Consider the following 15292-nt stretch of genomic DNA (forward strand, 5'->3'; position numbering starts at 1 on the left):
TCCTCAAAGCTTGAAAACAGTGTCGACAGCCGCCGAGGAGGTCCCCTCGTTGCTGGTGGCGGCATCGCGGTCGGAGCCGAACGCGGTGATCTGGTAAACGCGTGTGGGCTCTTCGCTTTCCGGCGTGCCCATGCCGAGCGGCGTCTCGCCCAGGATGCAGGAATCGATACGGCGCACGCTGACCACCGGTGCCGCCGAAAGTTTCTGCTGGCCCACCCAACGGGTGGGGTCGAAGCCGTCATCGCAGATGCGTTTGATGGCGTCGGCCTTCAACGAGCCGCCATCGCCGGTATTGTTGTCGATCTGTTCTATCGACCGCTCGGCGTCGCGGACGGCGCGCTCAGTCGCCTGGAACGCGACGTTGGCCGCCCGGTAATTGGACGACATGCGCTCCTGCATGCTGGCCACCTGCATGCCGACCACGCCGATCAGCGACAGCAGGATCAACAGCATCAGGGCCACATACAGCACCGCGCCACGCTGCTGCGCGCGCCCCTGGAAACGACGGGAGACGGAGGGCTTCATGGGTCAGTTTCCGAACAGTCGGTTGCGCAGCGCCACGGACACCTCATACGAGGCGCGATAGCGATCGTCGTAGGTCGTGGGCGGATTGAAACCAACGCCCAGCACGCCCAGCTGGGCCACCGCGGTGTTGGCCTGCTCGGCGGCGGCCCGCTGCGGGCTGCGTACCAGCAGACCGAACTGCACCAGGCCAACCCGGCGCCACGCGGCGACGGCGGCGTCATCGGTGCCGGTGCTGACGCCGCTGGCAGTCTTCTGGAAGGTGATCGCACCGGTCGGCGGCGTGGTGCTGCTGATCGCAGTCTCGGTGTCCTGGCCGTACAGGAACTGCAGGTTCTCGATGCCTTCCACCAGCTCTTCGCCGTTGGCAAAGGTGTTGTTGCCGGTACCGCGCGCACGATACAGCGCAGGTTCGCCGGCCGTGTTCGTGGCCACGTAGTACGCCATCGATTCCACACGGTAGACCATGGTCACTGCATTGTTGGCCGAATAGGCCGAGAGATCGGCGTTGCTGGCCGTGATCGTGCTGCCGGCGATTTTCCCGGCGAACACGTTCACCCTGCTGCAATCAGCTACGGCAAATGCCGAAGGCGTCGTGACAGCACCAGCCGACAAGCGTGCGGCCGCATCCGCGGCAATGGTGATGTCCGGCGAAGCGCCGGAGCCAATGGCAAGCACCGGCGAGCCTTCCGGCGCCAGATAGCGCATCACGATGATGTCACTGCCAGCACGGGGTGCGGGCTTGAGGTTGGTGACCGCCGACGGTGTGCTGCCGGCCGCTCCCCAGGTTGCGCCGAGGGTCAGCTTGTTGCCCGGCGCCGTACCATCCGCCTCGTATCCCTGGATCGGCACGGAGAAGTCCATCGGACTGCCGTCTCCCTGCTTCACGCCGGCGATGTTGACCTTGATGCTGTTCTGCCCGCGCACGATGTGTGCCTGATCATTCACGCAGCCCATGTGCCCGGCCATGCGGATGTCGCGCTCGAGGAACTCAAGTGCGAATCGAGCATTCTCCTGGGTGCGCGCGACGCCTTCGGACAGCTGCGAGGCCGCGCGTGAGGCCATGAAGATCTGGGTCACGCCAAGCATCAGCACCAGGCCGATGACCAGCGAGATCAGCAGTTCAACCAGCGAAAGGCCGGCCGCATGGGTGGCAGCGAAGGGGGCGCGCTTCATAGGCGGGTAACCAGAGTGAACGTGGTGATGCTGTCGGGATTGGCGGCATTCCAGCGCTCGTCCCCCCAGCCGATGCCGACGGTGACCAGACCGTCGTTGACGCTCACGTTGGCACTGGCCTTGCCCCCCAGCACCTTGACGACCTGGCACTGCCAGCGCGCCACGTTCGCCTTGGATGTTGTCTGGTCGGTACTGTTGGGCCAGGTGCATGGGCCAGCCGGCGCAGTGACCGAGCCTGCAGTGAAGGAAGCCTTGGTGTACTCGCCACCCTTGAGGGTTTCACTGCGCTGCACACGCATCAGTTCGATAAGGTCGTAGGCCAGGCTGGTGGCCTGGGTACGCTGGCTGGCGCTCTGCACGAAGCGGACATTCATGGTCTGCAGCAGCGCGAAGCCCAGCAGGCCGAACGCCAGCACCAGCAGCGCGATCAGCACCTCGATCAGGCTGAAGCCACGACTGCGGGCATGCCCCCCCAGGCCGGAAAGACGACGTTTCATTTGCAGGTTCCTGCAGTGGAGCGGACCTGCCCGGAGAACAGCACGGTCAAGGTCCGCATGGGGTCACCCGCCTTGCAGCCTTGCGGCACCAGGCTCACGGTCTGGTCGGCGGAAGCGCGGCGGCGCCCCTGGGAATCGAAGGCGATGACGGCCTGGCTGGGAACCTCGACGGCCAGGCTGTTGTTGCCCTTGGAAAAACGAAGCACGCTTTCGCTTCCGCTGAGCGAACCATCGCCATCGGCGTCGCCCCAGGCCAGCATGCCCTTGCTCCAGTCACCGTCGCAGGACGTGCCGTTGCTGCTGCCGCAGACCGCGCCTCCGTGCCGGTTGCGGATGGCCTCGCTGCGAGCGAGCGACAGCAGACCGATCACCTCGTTGTTGGTGGTGGTCAAACGGTTGGAACGCATCGCGGTGCGGAAGCTGGGATAGGAGATGCTGGCCAGAATGACCAGGATGACCAGCGTGATCATCAACTCAACCAGCGTGAAGCCGTTTGGCCGGCGCAAAGACATTGGACGCTCCCCAGCGTGTTGATGGCCACGATGGGCCATCGCCCTGCCACCGGCAAGCGGCGGCAGGACGAACGGTCAATCCGGGGCGACGGGCGTCAAAGCCTTGACGACCGCTGCCCTGTCGGCCGCCCGTGGCGGGGGTCGGAGCCCGATGGGATCCGACCCCGGGCCGATCAGGCCAGCACCTGGTAGCAGGGCTGGTACTCGCCGGAGATCTTCATCCGGCGCTGCTCGACGAAGGCACGCAGCAGCCCATCCAGCGCCTGCATCATGTCCGTATCGCCGTGGATCTGGAACGGCCCGAACTGCTCGATGCGGCGCATGCCATCTTCCTTCACGTTGCCAGCCACGATGCCCGAGAACGCCCGGCGCAGGTCGGCCGCCAGCGCGTGCGGGGCACGCCCGTGGTGCAGATCCAGCGCAGCCATCGCCTCGTGGGTCGGCACGAACGGCTGCTGGTACTCCCACGGAATCTCGATCGACCAGTTGAAGAAGAACGAGTCCTTCTGCGCCAGGCGGTGCTCACGCACGCGCTTGATGCCGTTGGCCATCTTCTTGGCCACCGCCACCGGGTCGCCGATGACGATCTCGTAGCGCTCGGCGGCCGCATCGCCCAGGGTCAGGCGGATGAACCGGTCGATCTGCTCGAAGTACGGCGCTGCCACCGTCGGGCCGGTCAGGATCAGCGGGAACGGCAGGTCCTTGTTTTCCTCGCGCAGCAGGATGCCGAGCAGGTACAGGATTTCCTCGGCGGTGCCGACGCCACCGGCGAACACGATGATGCCGTGGCCAATGCGGACGAAGGCCTCCAGGCGCTTCTCGATGTCCGGCATGATCACCAGATGGTTGACGATCGGGTTCGGCGACTCGGCGGCGATGATGCCCGGCTCGGTCAGGCCGATGTAACGCGTCACGGTGCGGCGCTGCTTGGCATGGGCGATGGTGGCGCCCTTCATCGGGCCCTTCATCGCGCCCGGACCACAGCCGGTGCAGATGTCCAGACCGCGCAGGCCCAGCTCGTAGCCCACCTGCTTGGTGTACAGGTATTCGTCGCGTGAGATCGAGTGGCCGCCCCAGCACACCACCAGGTTCGGGTCGCCCGGGTTGAGGATGCGCGCGTTGCGCAGCAGGCCGAACACCGCATTGGTGATGCCCTCGGACGACTCCAGCTCGGCCGCGTAGGCCGGGCCCATCTCGATGGCCATGTAGGCCAGGTCACGCACCACTGCGAACAGCAGTTCGGCGACGCCGCGGATGATCTCGCCATCGACAAAGGCCATCGCCGGTGCATTGACCAGGTCGATGCGCACGCCGCGATCCTGCTGCGCCACCTGGATGTCGAAATCGGGATACAGATCGCGCGCCGCGCGCGGATCGTCAGAGGCGCTGCCGCTGGTCAGCACGGCCAGCGCGCAGCGGCGCAGCAGCTCGTGCATACCGCCGGCAGACGCATCGCGCAGGCGGGCCACTTCGGCCCGCGACAGCACATCCAGCCCACCGCGCGGGTAGATCCGCGCGTCCTGCACCGGCAGTGCACGGGCTGATTTTTCGTTCGTGGTCATGTCCAATTTTTCGCTTCCTTCAAGGTTTCCGACTGTACTGCCGCCCCCTTAAAAAGCAAAACGGCCGGGAAGCCCGACCGTTGGATGTGTGCTTCCCGCGTTCGCCTTTCCGGGACCGCATCGGCGGCGTTGGCACCGCGCACATTTCTGGATGCTACGCCGATGCCAGGTGACCTGCAAGAACTTTCGCCTGAACGGAAAACGGCCGGGTTTCCCCGGCCGTTCTCACTCACTGCTTCAGGCTCTGACGGATCAGAACTTGTACTTCACGGTCAGCTGCATCGACCAGCGCGACACGGCGGTGTTGCCCTTGTCGTTGTTGTTTTCCTGGATCGACGAGTTGTCGGTACGGCCGGTGAAGTTGTACAGGTACTTGCCGGTAGCCGGGTCGATACCCGAGTAGTTGGCAACGCGACGGGTGGCGTAGAAGCCGTAATCGTCGATCAAACCCCACTTCTTGTTGAGCAGATTGCCGACATTCATGATGTCCAGTGCGATCTCGCCCTTGTGGGTCTTCGCGAAGCCAGGGAATTCCTGGCTGATGCGGACATCGAAGCTGTTGACCCACTTGGCGCGGTGCGCGTTAGCCGGGACCACGCTGCCACGGTAGGCATCGAGCTCCGGATTCTGCGCCAGCCATTCGAAGAACTTCTTCTCCATGTCGGCACCGCCAGTGAAGATCACGTCACCCGGACCCTTCGGCACGTAGAACAGATCGTTGGTACCTGCGCCGTCGCCGTTCACGTCGTTATAGAACACGTAGCTGTACGGACGACCCGAACGGCCTTCATAGAACAGGCCGACGCGGGTGGCATTGTCACCGAAGAAGTTGTGCTTCCACTCCAGGGTGCCGGTGATGCGGTCCTTGATCGCATAGCGCGAGTTGTACGCAACATTGTCGTTGGCGTTCAGGCTGAGCGTGTTGTTCCAGTTCGAGGTGTTCTGCGAGCTGGACAGCGGGCTCACTTCCTTCGCCTGGGTGTAGGTATAACCCAGCGACCAGCCCCAGTTCTCGGTCAGCGGCTTGGCCAGCGAGAACGTAGCCTGGGAACCACGCCCCTTGTCGGTGTTGCGCAGCAGGATCACGTCGCCGATATCGCTCGGACGGTTGACACGGTCACTCGGGCAGGTCTGATCGGTGGCGGTACAAGCACGGCCATTCTTCTGGCCAGCCTGCATGCCGTTCGAGCCAGCATTGGCACCGTTCATGCCGTAGTCGTTCCAGTACAGCGCACGACCGTCCTGACCAACCGAGCGGTTGGCGTTCGGGGTCATGACGTCCAGACGATCGAAGTACAGACCATCCTTGACCTTGGTGACCAGCAGCTCGGCCGACGCCACGATGCCGTACCACGGCAGTTCGTGATCAAAGGCCAGGTTGGCCTTCCACACCGACGGCAGGCGGGTACCGGGAGCGATCAGGTCGACGTTCTGACGTGCCGAAGCCAGCGACGGGTCCGGGATGAACGGATTGTCAGCATCGAAGCTGAAACCACCCGGATTGCGGGTCAGGTTGTACTCGGCGTAGTTCAGGCCGGTGTTCTGGTAAGCACCTGCCAGCCACACGTTCGGGGCAGCACCGCCGAACAGGCCCACGCCACCGCGCAGCTGGGTCGGGCGGTCGCTATCGAAGGTGTAGTTGAAGCCGACGCGCGGCTGGAACAGCTTCTTGTCGACCAGCTTGGTGTTGTTGAAGCCGTACAGCTGCTCGATGCGCGGGTTGTACAGGCGCTGGGTGCTGAAGTCCGGCATGTCAACGCGGACACCGAACATCAGGCTCAGGTTGTAGTTGATCGCCCAGGTATCCTGGATGAACAGACCCGTGTTCTTCAGGTGGAACTTCGCCGGAATGTCATCCAGGCTGCCACCAGCACGCGGCACGCGCACCTGGTACGCGGACGGGGTGCCAGCTTCAAACGCAGCCAGGTTGGCGAACTCATACGCGCCGTACAGGTTGCGGCCGTAGAAGTTCATCAGGTCGTTGTCGGTGTAGTCAAAGCCGAACTTGACGGTGTGGTCACCGACGTACCAGGTACCGGCACCAAATGCGCTCAGTTCCTTCGACTCGACCAGGTTGGTGTGGGTGTTCTGCTCGGTACCGAGGTACAGCGAGTTGTTGTTGTCGAAGCGGACGCGGATCTGCGGCAGGTGCGAAGCAGCAACACGGTTGGACGAGTAGTCCTTGTGCGAGACCTTGAATTCGGTGGAGAAGTTCTCGGACCAGTCACTGAACAGTTCACCCATCCAGGTTTCATACTCGGTCGGCTGGGTGTACCAGAAGTCGCTCAGCGAAATTTCGCTGTTGCTGACCTTCGGGAAACGCACCACGTCCTGCTTCATCTTGTTGTAACGCAGGGCCGCACGGTGGTTCTCGTTGATGTTCCAGTCCAGCTTGACCGCGTACTCTTCGATCTCGGTCTTGTTGTTCAGCGCGCCTACGCCGCCGACCTGATAGCCAAGATCGGACATGCGCTTCTGAACGCGGGCGATATCAGCATCGCTGATGCCGCCAGCCTTGTTGTAGGGGCTTTCGCCAAGGCTGACGCCGCCACCGCTACGCTCGTACTTTTCGTAGTTGGTGAAGAAGAACAGCTTGTCCTTGACGATCGGGCCGCCGAAGGTCATGCCGTAGGTCTTCTCGTCCTTGAAGCCGTTGAAGTCCTGCTTGTCACCTTCCAGGCGCGAACGGACCATGTCCTTGTCGCGGTACGAACCGTACACGGTGCCGTGGAATTCATTGGTACCCGACTTGGTCACGGCGTTGATCACCGCACCGGTACCACCAGCGATGGTGGTGTCGTAGTTGGCCAGGTCGATGTTGATTTCCTGGATGGCATCCATCGACACCGGCTGACGCTCGGTCGGCAGGTTGTTGGAGCCCAGGCCGAACGGATCGGAGGCGCTGATGCCGTCGATGCGGATGGCGTTGTAACGGGTGTTCTGGCCACCGGCCGAGATCGCGCCGTCAGCCTTGCTGACCTGCGAGATGCGCGGATCCAGGCGGATGTAGTCCTGGATGTTGCGGTTGGCCGACGGCAGCGCGTCCATCGTTTCGCGGGTCACGTTGGTGCCGCTGCCCATCTTGGTGGCGCTGAACAGGTCCAGTCCGCCGGCGGTGGCGACGACGTTCACGGCGTCCAGGTTGGTGGCGGCCAAGTCGCCGCCGAGGCTGGCGTTGACCGTGTTGACCTGATTCAGGTTCAGGAAGACACCTTCTTCGGTCTTGGTGCCTTCACCGGACTTGGTGATGGTGATGGTGTACGGGCCACCCACGCGCAGGCCGCGCGCGTTGTAGCGACCCGACGCATCGGTGGTGGCACGCGAAACAGTGCCCGACTCGGTGTGGGTGATGGTGACTTCAGCGCCGGCGACAGGCTGGCCTGCAGCGGACATGACCTGGCCGCCGACACCGGCAGAGGTGCTCTGGGCGAAGGCAGGAGCGGCAGCAAGTGCAGCCACGAGACCAAGGGTGAGCTTGGACATCCGGAGTGGGTGAGTCATTTTTCGGTAGCCTCGATGCGAGTTGGCGATGGCGGAAAAAAAGCGCATCCAAGCAGCCTTGCGGGCGGCTGTTCGGACATTTATCTGGGGTTCCCTACCGTGAACGGCAGCTGCCGAAACGGTTAACACTAGATTAACACGCTACGCCCTGGATGTGACGGTTGTGCGACAAACGGCACCGGATCGCAACGCAATCGTGACGGGTTCTTCACTCCGTCTTTCCCCGGGACTTACTCGACCGGGCTCATTCCACTGGCGTCAAGGACCTGCCCGCGCCACGCGCTGCCCGCGCTGGACAGCAAGGTCACGGCCGCCGCCGCGGCCGCTTCCGGGCCCTGGGCGGCCGGATCCTGGTCGACCGAATAGGCACGGGCGCGCAGCGCCGTGCGCAGCGGGCCGGGATACAGGCCGCTGACCCGCACCGGGCTGCGGCCGAGTTCGTCGTGCAGGCTGGCGATCAGGCCGCGCAAGCCATGCTGGGCCACGCCGTAACCGCCCCAGTAGGCCTGCCCAACCCGTTCCGGCGCATCGACGGCGAACACCATCGCTGCATCTTCACGCTGCCGCAGCAGCGGCAGGCAGGCTTGGGCCAGCCAGGCCGGGGCAGTCAGGGTGACATGGACGGCACGGGCGAAGCTGGCCGGATCGGCCAGCTCGAACGGGGTCAGGCCCGGGAAGTGGGCGGCGCAGACCAGCAGGCCGTCCAGGCGGCCCAACTCGCGCTGCAGGGCCTGAGCCAGCTCGGCATAGTCATCGGGGCCGGCTCCCTCAAGGTCCAGCGGGTAGAGCAGAGGCTCCGGACCGACGGCCTGGACCTGCGCATAGACGCGATCCAGCCGGCGCGGCTTGCGCCCCATCAGGACGACAGTGGCCCCGGCGGCGGCCGCTGCGACCGCTGCGGCACTGCCCAGCCCGCCACCGGCACCGGCAACCAGCACCACGCGGTCCTGCAACGGGCGGCCATCGAGCGCCCCGTCAGTCGGTGACGTCGATGGCCAGGCACTCATCCCTGGGTCGCCTCTTCGACGATGCGCTTCAGCTCGCCGGCTTCGAACAGTTCCATGACGATGTCGCAGCCGCCGATCAACTCGCCGTTGATGAACAGTTGCGGGAAGGTCGGCAGATTGGAGAAGCGCGGCAGATTGGCGCGGATCTCCGGCTCTTCCAGCACGTTGACGGTGCGCAGGGTGACGGCGCCGGCAGCCATCAACGCCTGTACGGCGCGGCTGGAGAAGCCACACATCGGGTATTGCGGGGTGCCCTTCATGAACAAGACGAGCGGGTAACGATCGACCTCGGCCTGGATTTGCTGCATTACCGCCACAACCACACTCCTTGCTTCGCCGGACAAACCGACCGCGATGGTCGGCTAGACTGCCCAAGGTAGCCGCCATTGTAAGCCGATGGAACCGGCTGCCGCCGCCCCCTGCCACGAACCTGTCCATGCCCGTCGAATTGCCTGCCCTGCCCTACCTCTCTGGCTCCCTGCTGCCGCACCTGTCCGCGCAGACCGTGGAACTGCACCACGGCCGCCACCATCGCGCCTATGTCGATGCGGTCAATGCCGGCATTCTCGGCACCGAGTGGGAGGAGGCGTCACTGGAAGAGATCGTCCGCCACACCCAGGGCAGACTGTTCGACGCTGCGGCCCAGGCGTGGAACCACGGCTTCTACTGGCAATGCCTGCGCCCACGCGGCGGTGGCGAGCCACAGGGCCGGCTGGGCGAGCTGGTCAAGCGCCAGTTTGGCGACACGCAGCGCCTGCGCGAGGAGTTCAACCGTACCGCGCTGGGGCTGTTCGGCTCAGGCTGGGTGTGGCTGGTGCAGCATCCCGGCGGCCAGCTGGGCATCCAGGCCACCCGCAATGCCGGCACGCCGCTGACCGGCGAGAGTACGCCACTGCTGTGCTGCGATGTGTGGGAACACGCCTACTACACCGACTACCAGAATGATCGCGCGCGTTATCTGGACGCGTTCTGGCAGATGGTCAACTGGGAATTCGCCGAAAGCCAGCTGCGCTGAGGACATCCGCCGGGCATGGCCCGGCGACACGTGGACCTCACGCGCTCTCGTGCGCGGCCACGGCATCCATCACCCGCGCCGAGTAGACCAGCGCTGCACCGGCATTGAGCGACACCGCCACGCCCAGCGCTTCGGCGATTTCCTCGCGGCTGGCGCCGTGCTTCAGCGCAGCATCCACGTGCACGGTGATGCAGCCATCACAGCGGGTGGTGACCGCCACCGCCAGCGCGATCAGCTCGCGGGTCTTGGCATCGAGATGGTGGGTCTGCGCGCCGGCATTGGCCAGCGTCGCGTAGCCCTTGACCGTATCCGGTGAAAGCTTGCCGATCTCGCCGATGCGGCCCTTCAGTTCCTTGCGGTAGGCATTCCAGTCGAGCATGGGGATGAGTCCTGTGAAAGGAGCTCCACGCTACCACCGGGAATGTTGCGCCGATGCCTGCACCGGCGCGCCACAGCGTTGCATTGCCGGCCAGCGGCCGGCACTACCCTCCTCAGCGATTGCGCAGCGCGTGTACCGCCGGTGCCACCTGGGCCTGGCGGTCCAGCTCCAGGCCGACCTGCTCCAGCGCATCGGCCAGCGCATCGGCATCATCGTCGCGCAAGGTGGCGTGGCCAACCTTGCGGCCATCGCGCGCTTCCTTCCCGTAGTCGTGCCAGTGGCCGCTGGCCTGGGCCAGCACCGGCAACGGGTCGGGCATCGCGCCCAGCCAGTTCAGCATGCAGGCATGGCCGAGCATGCGGGTGCTGCCCAGCGGCAGGCCGAGCACCGCGCGCAGGTGGTTCTCGAACTGCGAAGTTTCACTGCCTTCGATGGTCCAGTGGCCGGAGTTGTGCACGCGCGGTGCCATCTCGTTGGCCAGCAGTTCGCCATCGCGGCAGAACAGCTCCAGCGCGAACACACCGACATACTGCAGGTGCTCCGCGATGCGGCGCGCATAGCCGATCGCGGCCTCATGCTCGGCGGCCGACAGCACGGCCGGGGCCACGCTGGCCGACAGCACCCCGTCGACGTGCCAGTTACCGGTGACCGGCCAGGCCTGGAAGCTGCCATCGCGGCCACGCACGGCAACCACACTGACCTCGCGCTGGAAGGCCACGAAGCCCTCCAGGATCAGGCCAGTGCGTTCGACCTGGGCGCCCAGCGCATCCCATGCCGCGTCGATGTCGGCTTCGCTGCGCAGGCGGAACTGGCCCTTGCCGTCATAGCCGAGGCGGCGCGTCTTGAGAATGCACGGCAGGCCGAACTCGGCGGCCTTCGCGGCCAGCTCGTCACGGCTGCGGATGTCGGCAAAGGCCGGCAGCGGGATGCCCAGCTGCTGGAACAGGGTCTTCTCACTCAGCCGGTCCTGGGCCACGGCCAGTGCGGCCGGCGGCGGGTAGACCGGCACGCGATCAGCCAGGAACTGCGCGCTGTCGGCAGGCACGTTCTCGAAATCGAAGGTGACCACATCGACCCTGGCGGCGAAGTCCGCCAGAGCCTGGCGGTCGTCAAACGCGCCGACGGTGAGCGGCGCCAGCGGGCCACTGCAGGCGTCGGCCGCCGGGTCATACAGTTCGAAGCGCAGTCCCAGCGGCGCACCAGCCAGAACCATCATGCGGGCGAGCTGGCCGCCGCCCAGGATGCCGACGGTCAAGCTCATTGGCGCGGATCGTCGTGGGCCATCACGTCTTCGGTCTGGCGTGCGCGGAACGCGTCAAGCGCCTGGCCGATCGCCGGCTGGTCGCTGGCCAGCATCGCGGCGGCGAACAGGGCGGCGTTCGAGGCACCTGCATTGCCGATGGCGAAGGTGGCGACCGGGATGCCGGCCGGCATCTGCACGATCGACAGCAGCGAATCCATGCCGTTGAGGGCCTTGGACTGCACGGGCACGCCCAGCACCGGCACCGCGGTCTTGGCCGCGATCATGCCCGGCAGGTGCGCGGCCCCGCCGGCACCGGCGATGATCGCGCGCAGACCACGCGGGCCCGCCTGCTCGGCGTAACTGAACAACACATCCGGCGTCCGATGGGCGGACACCACCTTCACTTCGAACGGAACACCCAGGGCTTCAAGCTTCTGGGCGGCGTGCTGCATGGTTTCCCAGTCGGAGCGGGAACCCATGACGATGCCGACAAGCGGCGCGATCGGGTTGGGGGTCATTGGCCGTCACCTGCCTTAAAGACGTATTCTAGCCATCTTCCACGCAAGACGAAGAACCATGGATCGCAAGCTGCTCGACCTGCTGGTGTCGCCGGACACCCGCCAGCCCCTGTCCCTGCTGGATGGCAAGGGCCTGGAAGCCCTCAACAAGGCCATTTCCACCGGCGCGGTGAACAAGGCCGATGGCAACCCGCTGGCGCAGCCGCTGCGCGAGGCGCTGGTCACCCGCGACCGCAAGCAGGTGTTCCGCGTCGACGATGGCATCCCGGTACTGCTGGCCGAGGAAGCCATCCCCACCGCGCAGATCGCCGACTTCCCGGCCGCATGAGCACGCTGCCGACGCCGGATGCGGCCGTGGTCGCCGCCGATGTCGCGCGTGCGCTGGCCGAGGACCTCGGCAGCGGCGACGTCACCGCCGCCCTGTTGCCTGACCAGGCCGACAGCGCCTATCTGCTGTGCAAGCAGGATGCGGTGATCGCCGGCCGCCCCTGGTTCGACGCCACCCATCGTGCACTCGACCCCGACGTGCGCATTGAATGGCGCGTTGCCGACGGCGATGCAGTCACCGCCGGCACTGTACTGGCCCTGCTGCATGGCCGCAGCCGCAGCCTGGTCAGCGCCGAGCGCACCTCGCTGAATTTCCTGCAGACGCTGTCCGCCACCGCCACCACCACCGCCCGCTACGTGGCGGCCGTGGAAGGCACCGGCACGCGCATCCTCGACACCCGCAAGACGCTGCCCGGCCTGCGCCTGGCGCAGAAGTACGCAGTGCGCTGCGGCGGTGGCGAGAATCACCGCTTCGGCCTGTACGACACGGTGATGCTGAAGGAAAACCACATCCGTGCCGCCGGTTCGCTGGCTGCCGCCGTGGCGGCTGCACGCCGGCAATGGCCGCAGCTGCCGCTGGTGGTCGAGGTCGAGGATCTGGAGCAGTTGCGGCAGGCACTGGAAGCCGGCTGCGAACGCATCCTGCTGGATGACTTCAGTCCCGATCTGCGCCGCGAGGCGGTGCGCATTACGGCGGGACGCATTCCGCTTGAGGTCTCCGGCAGCGTCGGCCTGGGTGGCCTGCGTTCGATCGCCGAAGACGGCGTGGACTGCATCTCGATCGGTGGACTGACCAAGCACGTGCAAGCGATTGATCTGTCGCTGAAGCTGGGCCCGCCGCCGGGCTGAGGCCGGGGCTGGGGTCAGATCCCTTTTCCTCGGGAAAAGGGATCTGACCCCGATCTCACACCCGGCGTTCACGACGGCACTGCGACGCTGCGGCCATCCCCCACAGGAGCCGCGCATGCGCCGGACGCTCTTGCCTGCCTGCCTGCTACTGGCAGCCGCCCCCCTGTCTGCGGCTGCCGCCGAAGCCTGCGATGTACCGCCACGCTTTGGCCTGAGCCCCTTGGCGGTGGCCATCCGCAATACTGCCTGCAACGAACACCGTCTGTGGTACCGGCCCTTCATCGACCGTGATGGCCGCGCCGCAAGCCTCAGCGTCACCGAAGCCGAAAGCGATCACCTGGCCGACAACGGGCTGATCGCCTGGCAGCGCGTGGCCGGCTACTGGCGCAACAGCGGCACGCTCAACGCGATGGGCAGCATCGCGGGCGCCAGCAGCTGTCTGGCACCTCTGGGCACGCGCTACACCGACAGCGACTGCCGCGCCTTCCTGATCGACAACCCGTGGTCGGCCGCGTTCATTTCCTGGGTAATGGTGCAGTCCGGCGTTCCCGGCTTCAACACGTCGCCACGCCACATCGACTACATCCGTGCCGCCTACCAGGGTGGCCCGTCGGGCGTGCCCTACCGGCTGGTCGACCCCGCCACGGCCAAACCCGCGCCGGGCGACCTACTGTGCTTCCTGCGCGACCGCAGCAGCACGCTCAGCTACGGCGGGCTGGTGCAGGCGCTGGGCAACGGTTCGGTCGGCCACTGGAAGTCGCACTGCGAGGTCGTGGTCGCGGCCAATCTCGGCGGCGACCAGACCCTGTACCTGATCGGTGGCAACGTCATGAACACCGTGGCGATGCGCCTGCTGCCGCTCGACCGCACCGGACTGATCAAGCTGCCGCCCGCGCGCGAACGCAACAGCACCGGCATCGACCCCAGCTGCACGCCGGGCCGCGAGGACGAGTGCAGCTTCAACCGCCAGGACTGGGCGGCGCTGCTGCAGTTGACCGCAACTGCGCCGTCGGTGATGCCCACACCAACAGCGACGCCGATGCAGCCCTCACCCGCGCCACAGCCGGTCGTCATACCGCCGCAACCGGTCTCTGGTGGCCCGCAGCCAACGCATTGAATCCGGCGCTTGATCCAGCGCGCGTTCGCCGCCATCTTTGCAGGATCGACACCTGACGGCTGACGCCATGCCCACCCTGCTGCTGTTGCTGATTGCCGGCGGAATCATCTACTTCTTCTGGAACGCCGCGCGTTCGGCTGCCGAGCGCGCGGTCGAACTGGGCCGCAACGCCTGCCGTGCCGCCGATGTGCAATGGCTGGACCAGGCGGTGCACGCTACCGGCCTGCGCCTGTCGCGCGGCGAGGACGGCCGGCTCGGTTTCGAGCGCACCTTCAAGTTCGAGTATTCCTACGATGGCATCGACCGCCATGTGGGGCGCATGGTGCTGCGCGGCGATCAGCTGATTTCGTTCACTGGCCCGGGCGCGGCGCGAATCAGCCAGATCCGCGCGGACGTGGATGATGCCGAAGACATCTAGGCGGTAGCGCCGGGCCATGCCCGGCGAGCACAGCGGCATCGGTGTGCCGACCAACGGTCGGCACCCACCCCATCTAGCCCCCACAACCTGACGGCAACCGGCGCTACGCCATCAAACGAAAAACGCCGCCCTTGAGGGGCGGCGTCGGAGAGGTTACTTGACCACGCGCAGGTTCGGGCGCCCCTTCGGCGGCGGACTGGCCGGCGGCGTATCGTCCGGTGGCGTGTCTTCGTCGTGCAGCAGTTCGTCGCTGGTCGGCGCGGTTTCGGCGCCGGGAATGTCATCCGGCAACGCCATGCCCTGCCCGGTCTCGCGGGCGTAGACGGCCAGCACGGCGCTGATCGGCACCTGCACCGGATAGCTGGTGCCAGAGAAGCGCGCCGAGAAGCTCACCATCTCGTTGTCGATCATCAGCCGCACGACGGCGCGCTCGGCGATGTTGAGCACCACCCGGCCATCCTTGACCGCCGAAGGCGGGACCTGCACGCCGGGGACGCCGGCGTCGACCAGGATGTGCGGGGTCAGCTGGTTGTCGTTGATCCATTCCACCAGCGCCCGCAGCAGGTACGGGCGGTGGCTGGTCATGTGGAAGAAGTCTTCGGTCATGCGTGAAGTGTACGCGCCCGGCGCCCTGCCTGGGCAGATCGCC

At 65.9% G+C, this 15292-nt stretch carries 17 protein-coding genes; 5 read left to right on the forward strand and 12 right to left on the reverse strand.

What is annotated here, in order from left to right; genetic code table 11:
- Positions 1–3: 3 nt before the first annotated feature.
- The 8 genes from V9K93_RS01335 to grxD all read right to left on the reverse strand — a co-directional run bounded on the left by V9K93_RS01335 (position 4) and on the right by grxD (position 9094).
- Positions 4–525: a pilus assembly PilX family protein gene (locus V9K93_RS01335; RefSeq protein WP_046983312.1), complete on the reverse strand. Its 522-nt coding sequence runs from the start codon at positions 523–525 to the stop codon at positions 4–6.
- A gap of 3 nt (positions 526–528) precedes the next feature.
- Positions 529–1698 carry a PilW family protein gene (locus V9K93_RS01340; protein WP_046983313.1) on the reverse strand — a complete coding sequence of 390 codons (1170 nt, stop codon included), beginning with the start codon at positions 1696–1698 and terminating at the stop codon, positions 529–531.
- Positions 1695–2195 (reverse strand): type IV pilus modification protein PilV, encoded by a 501-nt coding sequence (gene pilV / locus V9K93_RS01345; protein ID WP_046983314.1) that lies wholly within the window; start codon positions 2193–2195, stop codon positions 1695–1697. Before pilV ends, V9K93_RS01340 begins: the two co-directional genes overlap by 4 nt.
- Positions 2192–2707 (reverse strand): GspH/FimT family pseudopilin, encoded by a 516-nt coding sequence (locus tag V9K93_RS01350; protein ID WP_046983315.1) that lies wholly within the window; start codon positions 2705–2707, stop codon positions 2192–2194. Before V9K93_RS01350 ends, pilV begins: the two co-directional genes overlap by 4 nt.
- 173 nt (positions 2708–2880) lie before the next feature.
- Positions 2881–4269 (reverse strand): nucleotide 5'-monophosphate nucleosidase PpnN, encoded by a 1389-nt coding sequence (ppnN, locus tag V9K93_RS01355; RefSeq protein WP_004152180.1) that lies wholly within the window; start codon positions 4267–4269, stop codon positions 2881–2883.
- Positions 4270–4521: 252 nt separating this feature from the next.
- Positions 4522–7770 carry a TonB-dependent receptor gene (locus V9K93_RS01360; RefSeq protein ID WP_136638771.1) on the reverse strand — a complete coding sequence of 1083 codons (3249 nt, stop codon included), beginning with the start codon at positions 7768–7770 and terminating at the stop codon, positions 4522–4524.
- Positions 7771–8000: 230 nt separating this feature from the next.
- Positions 8001–8777, reverse strand: coding sequence for an SDR family NAD(P)-dependent oxidoreductase (locus V9K93_RS01365; protein ID WP_046983317.1), 777 nt, complete (start codon positions 8775–8777; stop codon positions 8001–8003).
- Positions 8774–9094, reverse strand: a complete 321-nt coding sequence (gene grxD / locus V9K93_RS01370) for a Grx4 family monothiol glutaredoxin (RefSeq protein ID WP_004152129.1) — start codon at positions 9092–9094, stop codon at positions 8774–8776. The genes V9K93_RS01365 and grxD overlap by 4 nt, the downstream gene beginning before the upstream one ends.
- Before the next feature lie 119 nt (positions 9095–9213).
- On the opposite strand from grxD, the gene V9K93_RS01375 reads away from it, so the two are divergent.
- Entirely contained in the window at positions 9214–9792 is a 579-nt protein-coding gene (locus V9K93_RS01375) for a superoxide dismutase (RefSeq protein ID WP_046983318.1), read from the forward strand.
- Positions 9793–9829: 37 nt separating this feature from the next.
- Here the strand turns inward: V9K93_RS01375 and V9K93_RS01380 are convergent, their stop codons facing one another.
- From V9K93_RS01380 to purE, 3 genes are all read right to left on the reverse strand, one after another.
- Complete coding sequence (locus V9K93_RS01380) at positions 9830–10171, reverse strand: carboxymuconolactone decarboxylase family protein (RefSeq protein ID WP_046983319.1); 342 nt, start codon at positions 10169–10171, stop codon at positions 9830–9832.
- 112 nt (positions 10172–10283) lie between these two features.
- The gene (locus tag V9K93_RS01385; RefSeq protein WP_136638774.1) at positions 10284–11432 is read right to left on the reverse strand and encodes a 5-(carboxyamino)imidazole ribonucleotide synthase; all 1149 of its coding nucleotides are present in this window, start codon (positions 11430–11432) and stop codon (positions 10284–10286) included.
- Positions 11429–11932 (reverse strand): 5-(carboxyamino)imidazole ribonucleotide mutase, encoded by a 504-nt coding sequence (gene purE, locus V9K93_RS01390; RefSeq protein ID WP_005412808.1) that lies wholly within the window; start codon positions 11930–11932, stop codon positions 11429–11431. The genes V9K93_RS01385 and purE overlap by 4 nt, the downstream gene beginning before the upstream one ends.
- 58 nt (positions 11933–11990) lie before the next feature.
- Here purE and V9K93_RS01395 point away from each other — a divergent pair, with 58 nt between their 5' ends.
- The 4 genes from V9K93_RS01395 (at position 11991) to V9K93_RS01410 (ending at position 14643) form a co-directional block, all read left to right on the forward strand.
- Complete coding sequence (locus tag V9K93_RS01395) at positions 11991–12260, forward strand: Trm112 family protein (RefSeq protein WP_032128883.1); 270 nt, start codon at positions 11991–11993, stop codon at positions 12258–12260.
- The gene (gene nadC, locus V9K93_RS01400; protein ID WP_012510596.1) at positions 12257–13108 is read left to right on the forward strand and encodes a carboxylating nicotinate-nucleotide diphosphorylase; all 852 of its coding nucleotides are present in this window, start codon (positions 12257–12259) and stop codon (positions 13106–13108) included. Before V9K93_RS01395 ends, nadC begins: the two co-directional genes overlap by 4 nt.
- A 115-nt stretch (positions 13109–13223) precedes the next feature.
- Positions 13224–14225: a DUF2272 domain-containing protein gene (locus tag V9K93_RS01405; protein ID WP_308518087.1), complete on the forward strand. Its 1002-nt coding sequence runs from the start codon at positions 13224–13226 to the stop codon at positions 14223–14225.
- A 67-nt stretch (positions 14226–14292) separates the two neighbouring features.
- Positions 14293–14643 carry a DUF3301 domain-containing protein gene (locus tag V9K93_RS01410; RefSeq protein ID WP_012510594.1) on the forward strand — a complete coding sequence of 117 codons (351 nt, stop codon included), beginning with the start codon at positions 14293–14295 and terminating at the stop codon, positions 14641–14643.
- Positions 14644–14796: 153 nt separating this feature from the next.
- On the opposite strand, the gene V9K93_RS01415 is transcribed toward V9K93_RS01410, so the two are convergent.
- Positions 14797–15249 (reverse strand): ClpXP protease specificity-enhancing factor, encoded by a 453-nt coding sequence (locus tag V9K93_RS01415; protein ID WP_046983322.1) that lies wholly within the window; start codon positions 15247–15249, stop codon positions 14797–14799.
- Between the last annotated feature and the right edge of the window lie 43 nt (positions 15250–15292).

It is taken from the genome of Stenotrophomonas sp. CCNWLW162, from assembly GCF_037203745.1.
GTDB lineage: Bacteria > Pseudomonadota > Gammaproteobacteria > Xanthomonadales > Xanthomonadaceae > Stenotrophomonas > Stenotrophomonas maltophilia_AQ.

What these genes read in the sequence shown, in the direction of transcription:
- V9K93_RS01335 (WP_046983312.1), bottom strand. Translation starts at nt 525, where the DNA reads ATGAAGCCCTCCGTCTCCCGTCGTTTCCAGGGGCGCGCGCAGCAGCGT.
- V9K93_RS01340 (WP_046983313.1), bottom strand. Translation starts at nt 1,698, where the DNA reads ATGAAGCGCGCCCCCTTCGCTGCCACCCATGCGGCCGGCCTTTCGCTG.
- pilV (WP_046983314.1), bottom strand. Translation starts at nt 2,195, where the DNA reads ATGAAACGTCGTCTTTCCGGCCTGGGGGGGCATGCCCGCAGTCGTGGC.
- V9K93_RS01350 (WP_046983315.1), bottom strand. Translation starts at nt 2,707, where the DNA reads ATGTCTTTGCGCCGGCCAAACGGCTTCACGCTGGTTGAGTTGATGATC.
- ppnN (WP_004152180.1), bottom strand. Translation starts at nt 4,269, where the DNA reads ATGACCACGAACGAAAAATCAGCCCGTGCACTGCCGGTGCAGGACGCG.
- V9K93_RS01360 (WP_136638771.1), bottom strand. Translation starts at nt 7,770, where the DNA reads ATGACTCACCCACTCCGGATGTCCAAGCTCACCCTTGGTCTCGTGGCT.
- V9K93_RS01365 (WP_046983317.1), bottom strand. Translation starts at nt 8,777, where the DNA reads ATGAGTGCCTGGCCATCGACGTCACCGACTGACGGGGCGCTCGATGGC.
- V9K93_RS01375 (WP_046983318.1), top strand. Translation starts at nt 9,214, where the DNA reads ATGCCCGTCGAATTGCCTGCCCTGCCCTACCTCTCTGGCTCCCTGCTG.
- V9K93_RS01380 (WP_046983319.1), bottom strand. Translation starts at nt 10,171, where the DNA reads ATGCTCGACTGGAATGCCTACCGCAAGGAACTGAAGGGCCGCATCGGC.
- V9K93_RS01385 (WP_136638774.1), bottom strand. Translation starts at nt 11,432, where the DNA reads ATGAGCTTGACCGTCGGCATCCTGGGCGGCGGCCAGCTCGCCCGCATG.
- purE (WP_005412808.1), bottom strand. Translation starts at nt 11,932, where the DNA reads ATGACCCCCAACCCGATCGCGCCGCTTGTCGGCATCGTCATGGGTTCC.
- V9K93_RS01395 (WP_032128883.1), top strand. Translation starts at nt 11,991, where the DNA reads ATGGATCGCAAGCTGCTCGACCTGCTGGTGTCGCCGGACACCCGCCAG.
- nadC (WP_012510596.1), top strand. Translation starts at nt 12,257, where the DNA reads ATGAGCACGCTGCCGACGCCGGATGCGGCCGTGGTCGCCGCCGATGTC.
- V9K93_RS01405 (WP_308518087.1), top strand. Translation starts at nt 13,224, where the DNA reads ATGCGCCGGACGCTCTTGCCTGCCTGCCTGCTACTGGCAGCCGCCCCC.
- V9K93_RS01410 (WP_012510594.1), top strand. Translation starts at nt 14,293, where the DNA reads ATGCCCACCCTGCTGCTGTTGCTGATTGCCGGCGGAATCATCTACTTC.
- V9K93_RS01415 (WP_046983322.1), bottom strand. Translation starts at nt 15,249, where the DNA reads ATGACCGAAGACTTCTTCCACATGACCAGCCACCGCCCGTACCTGCTG.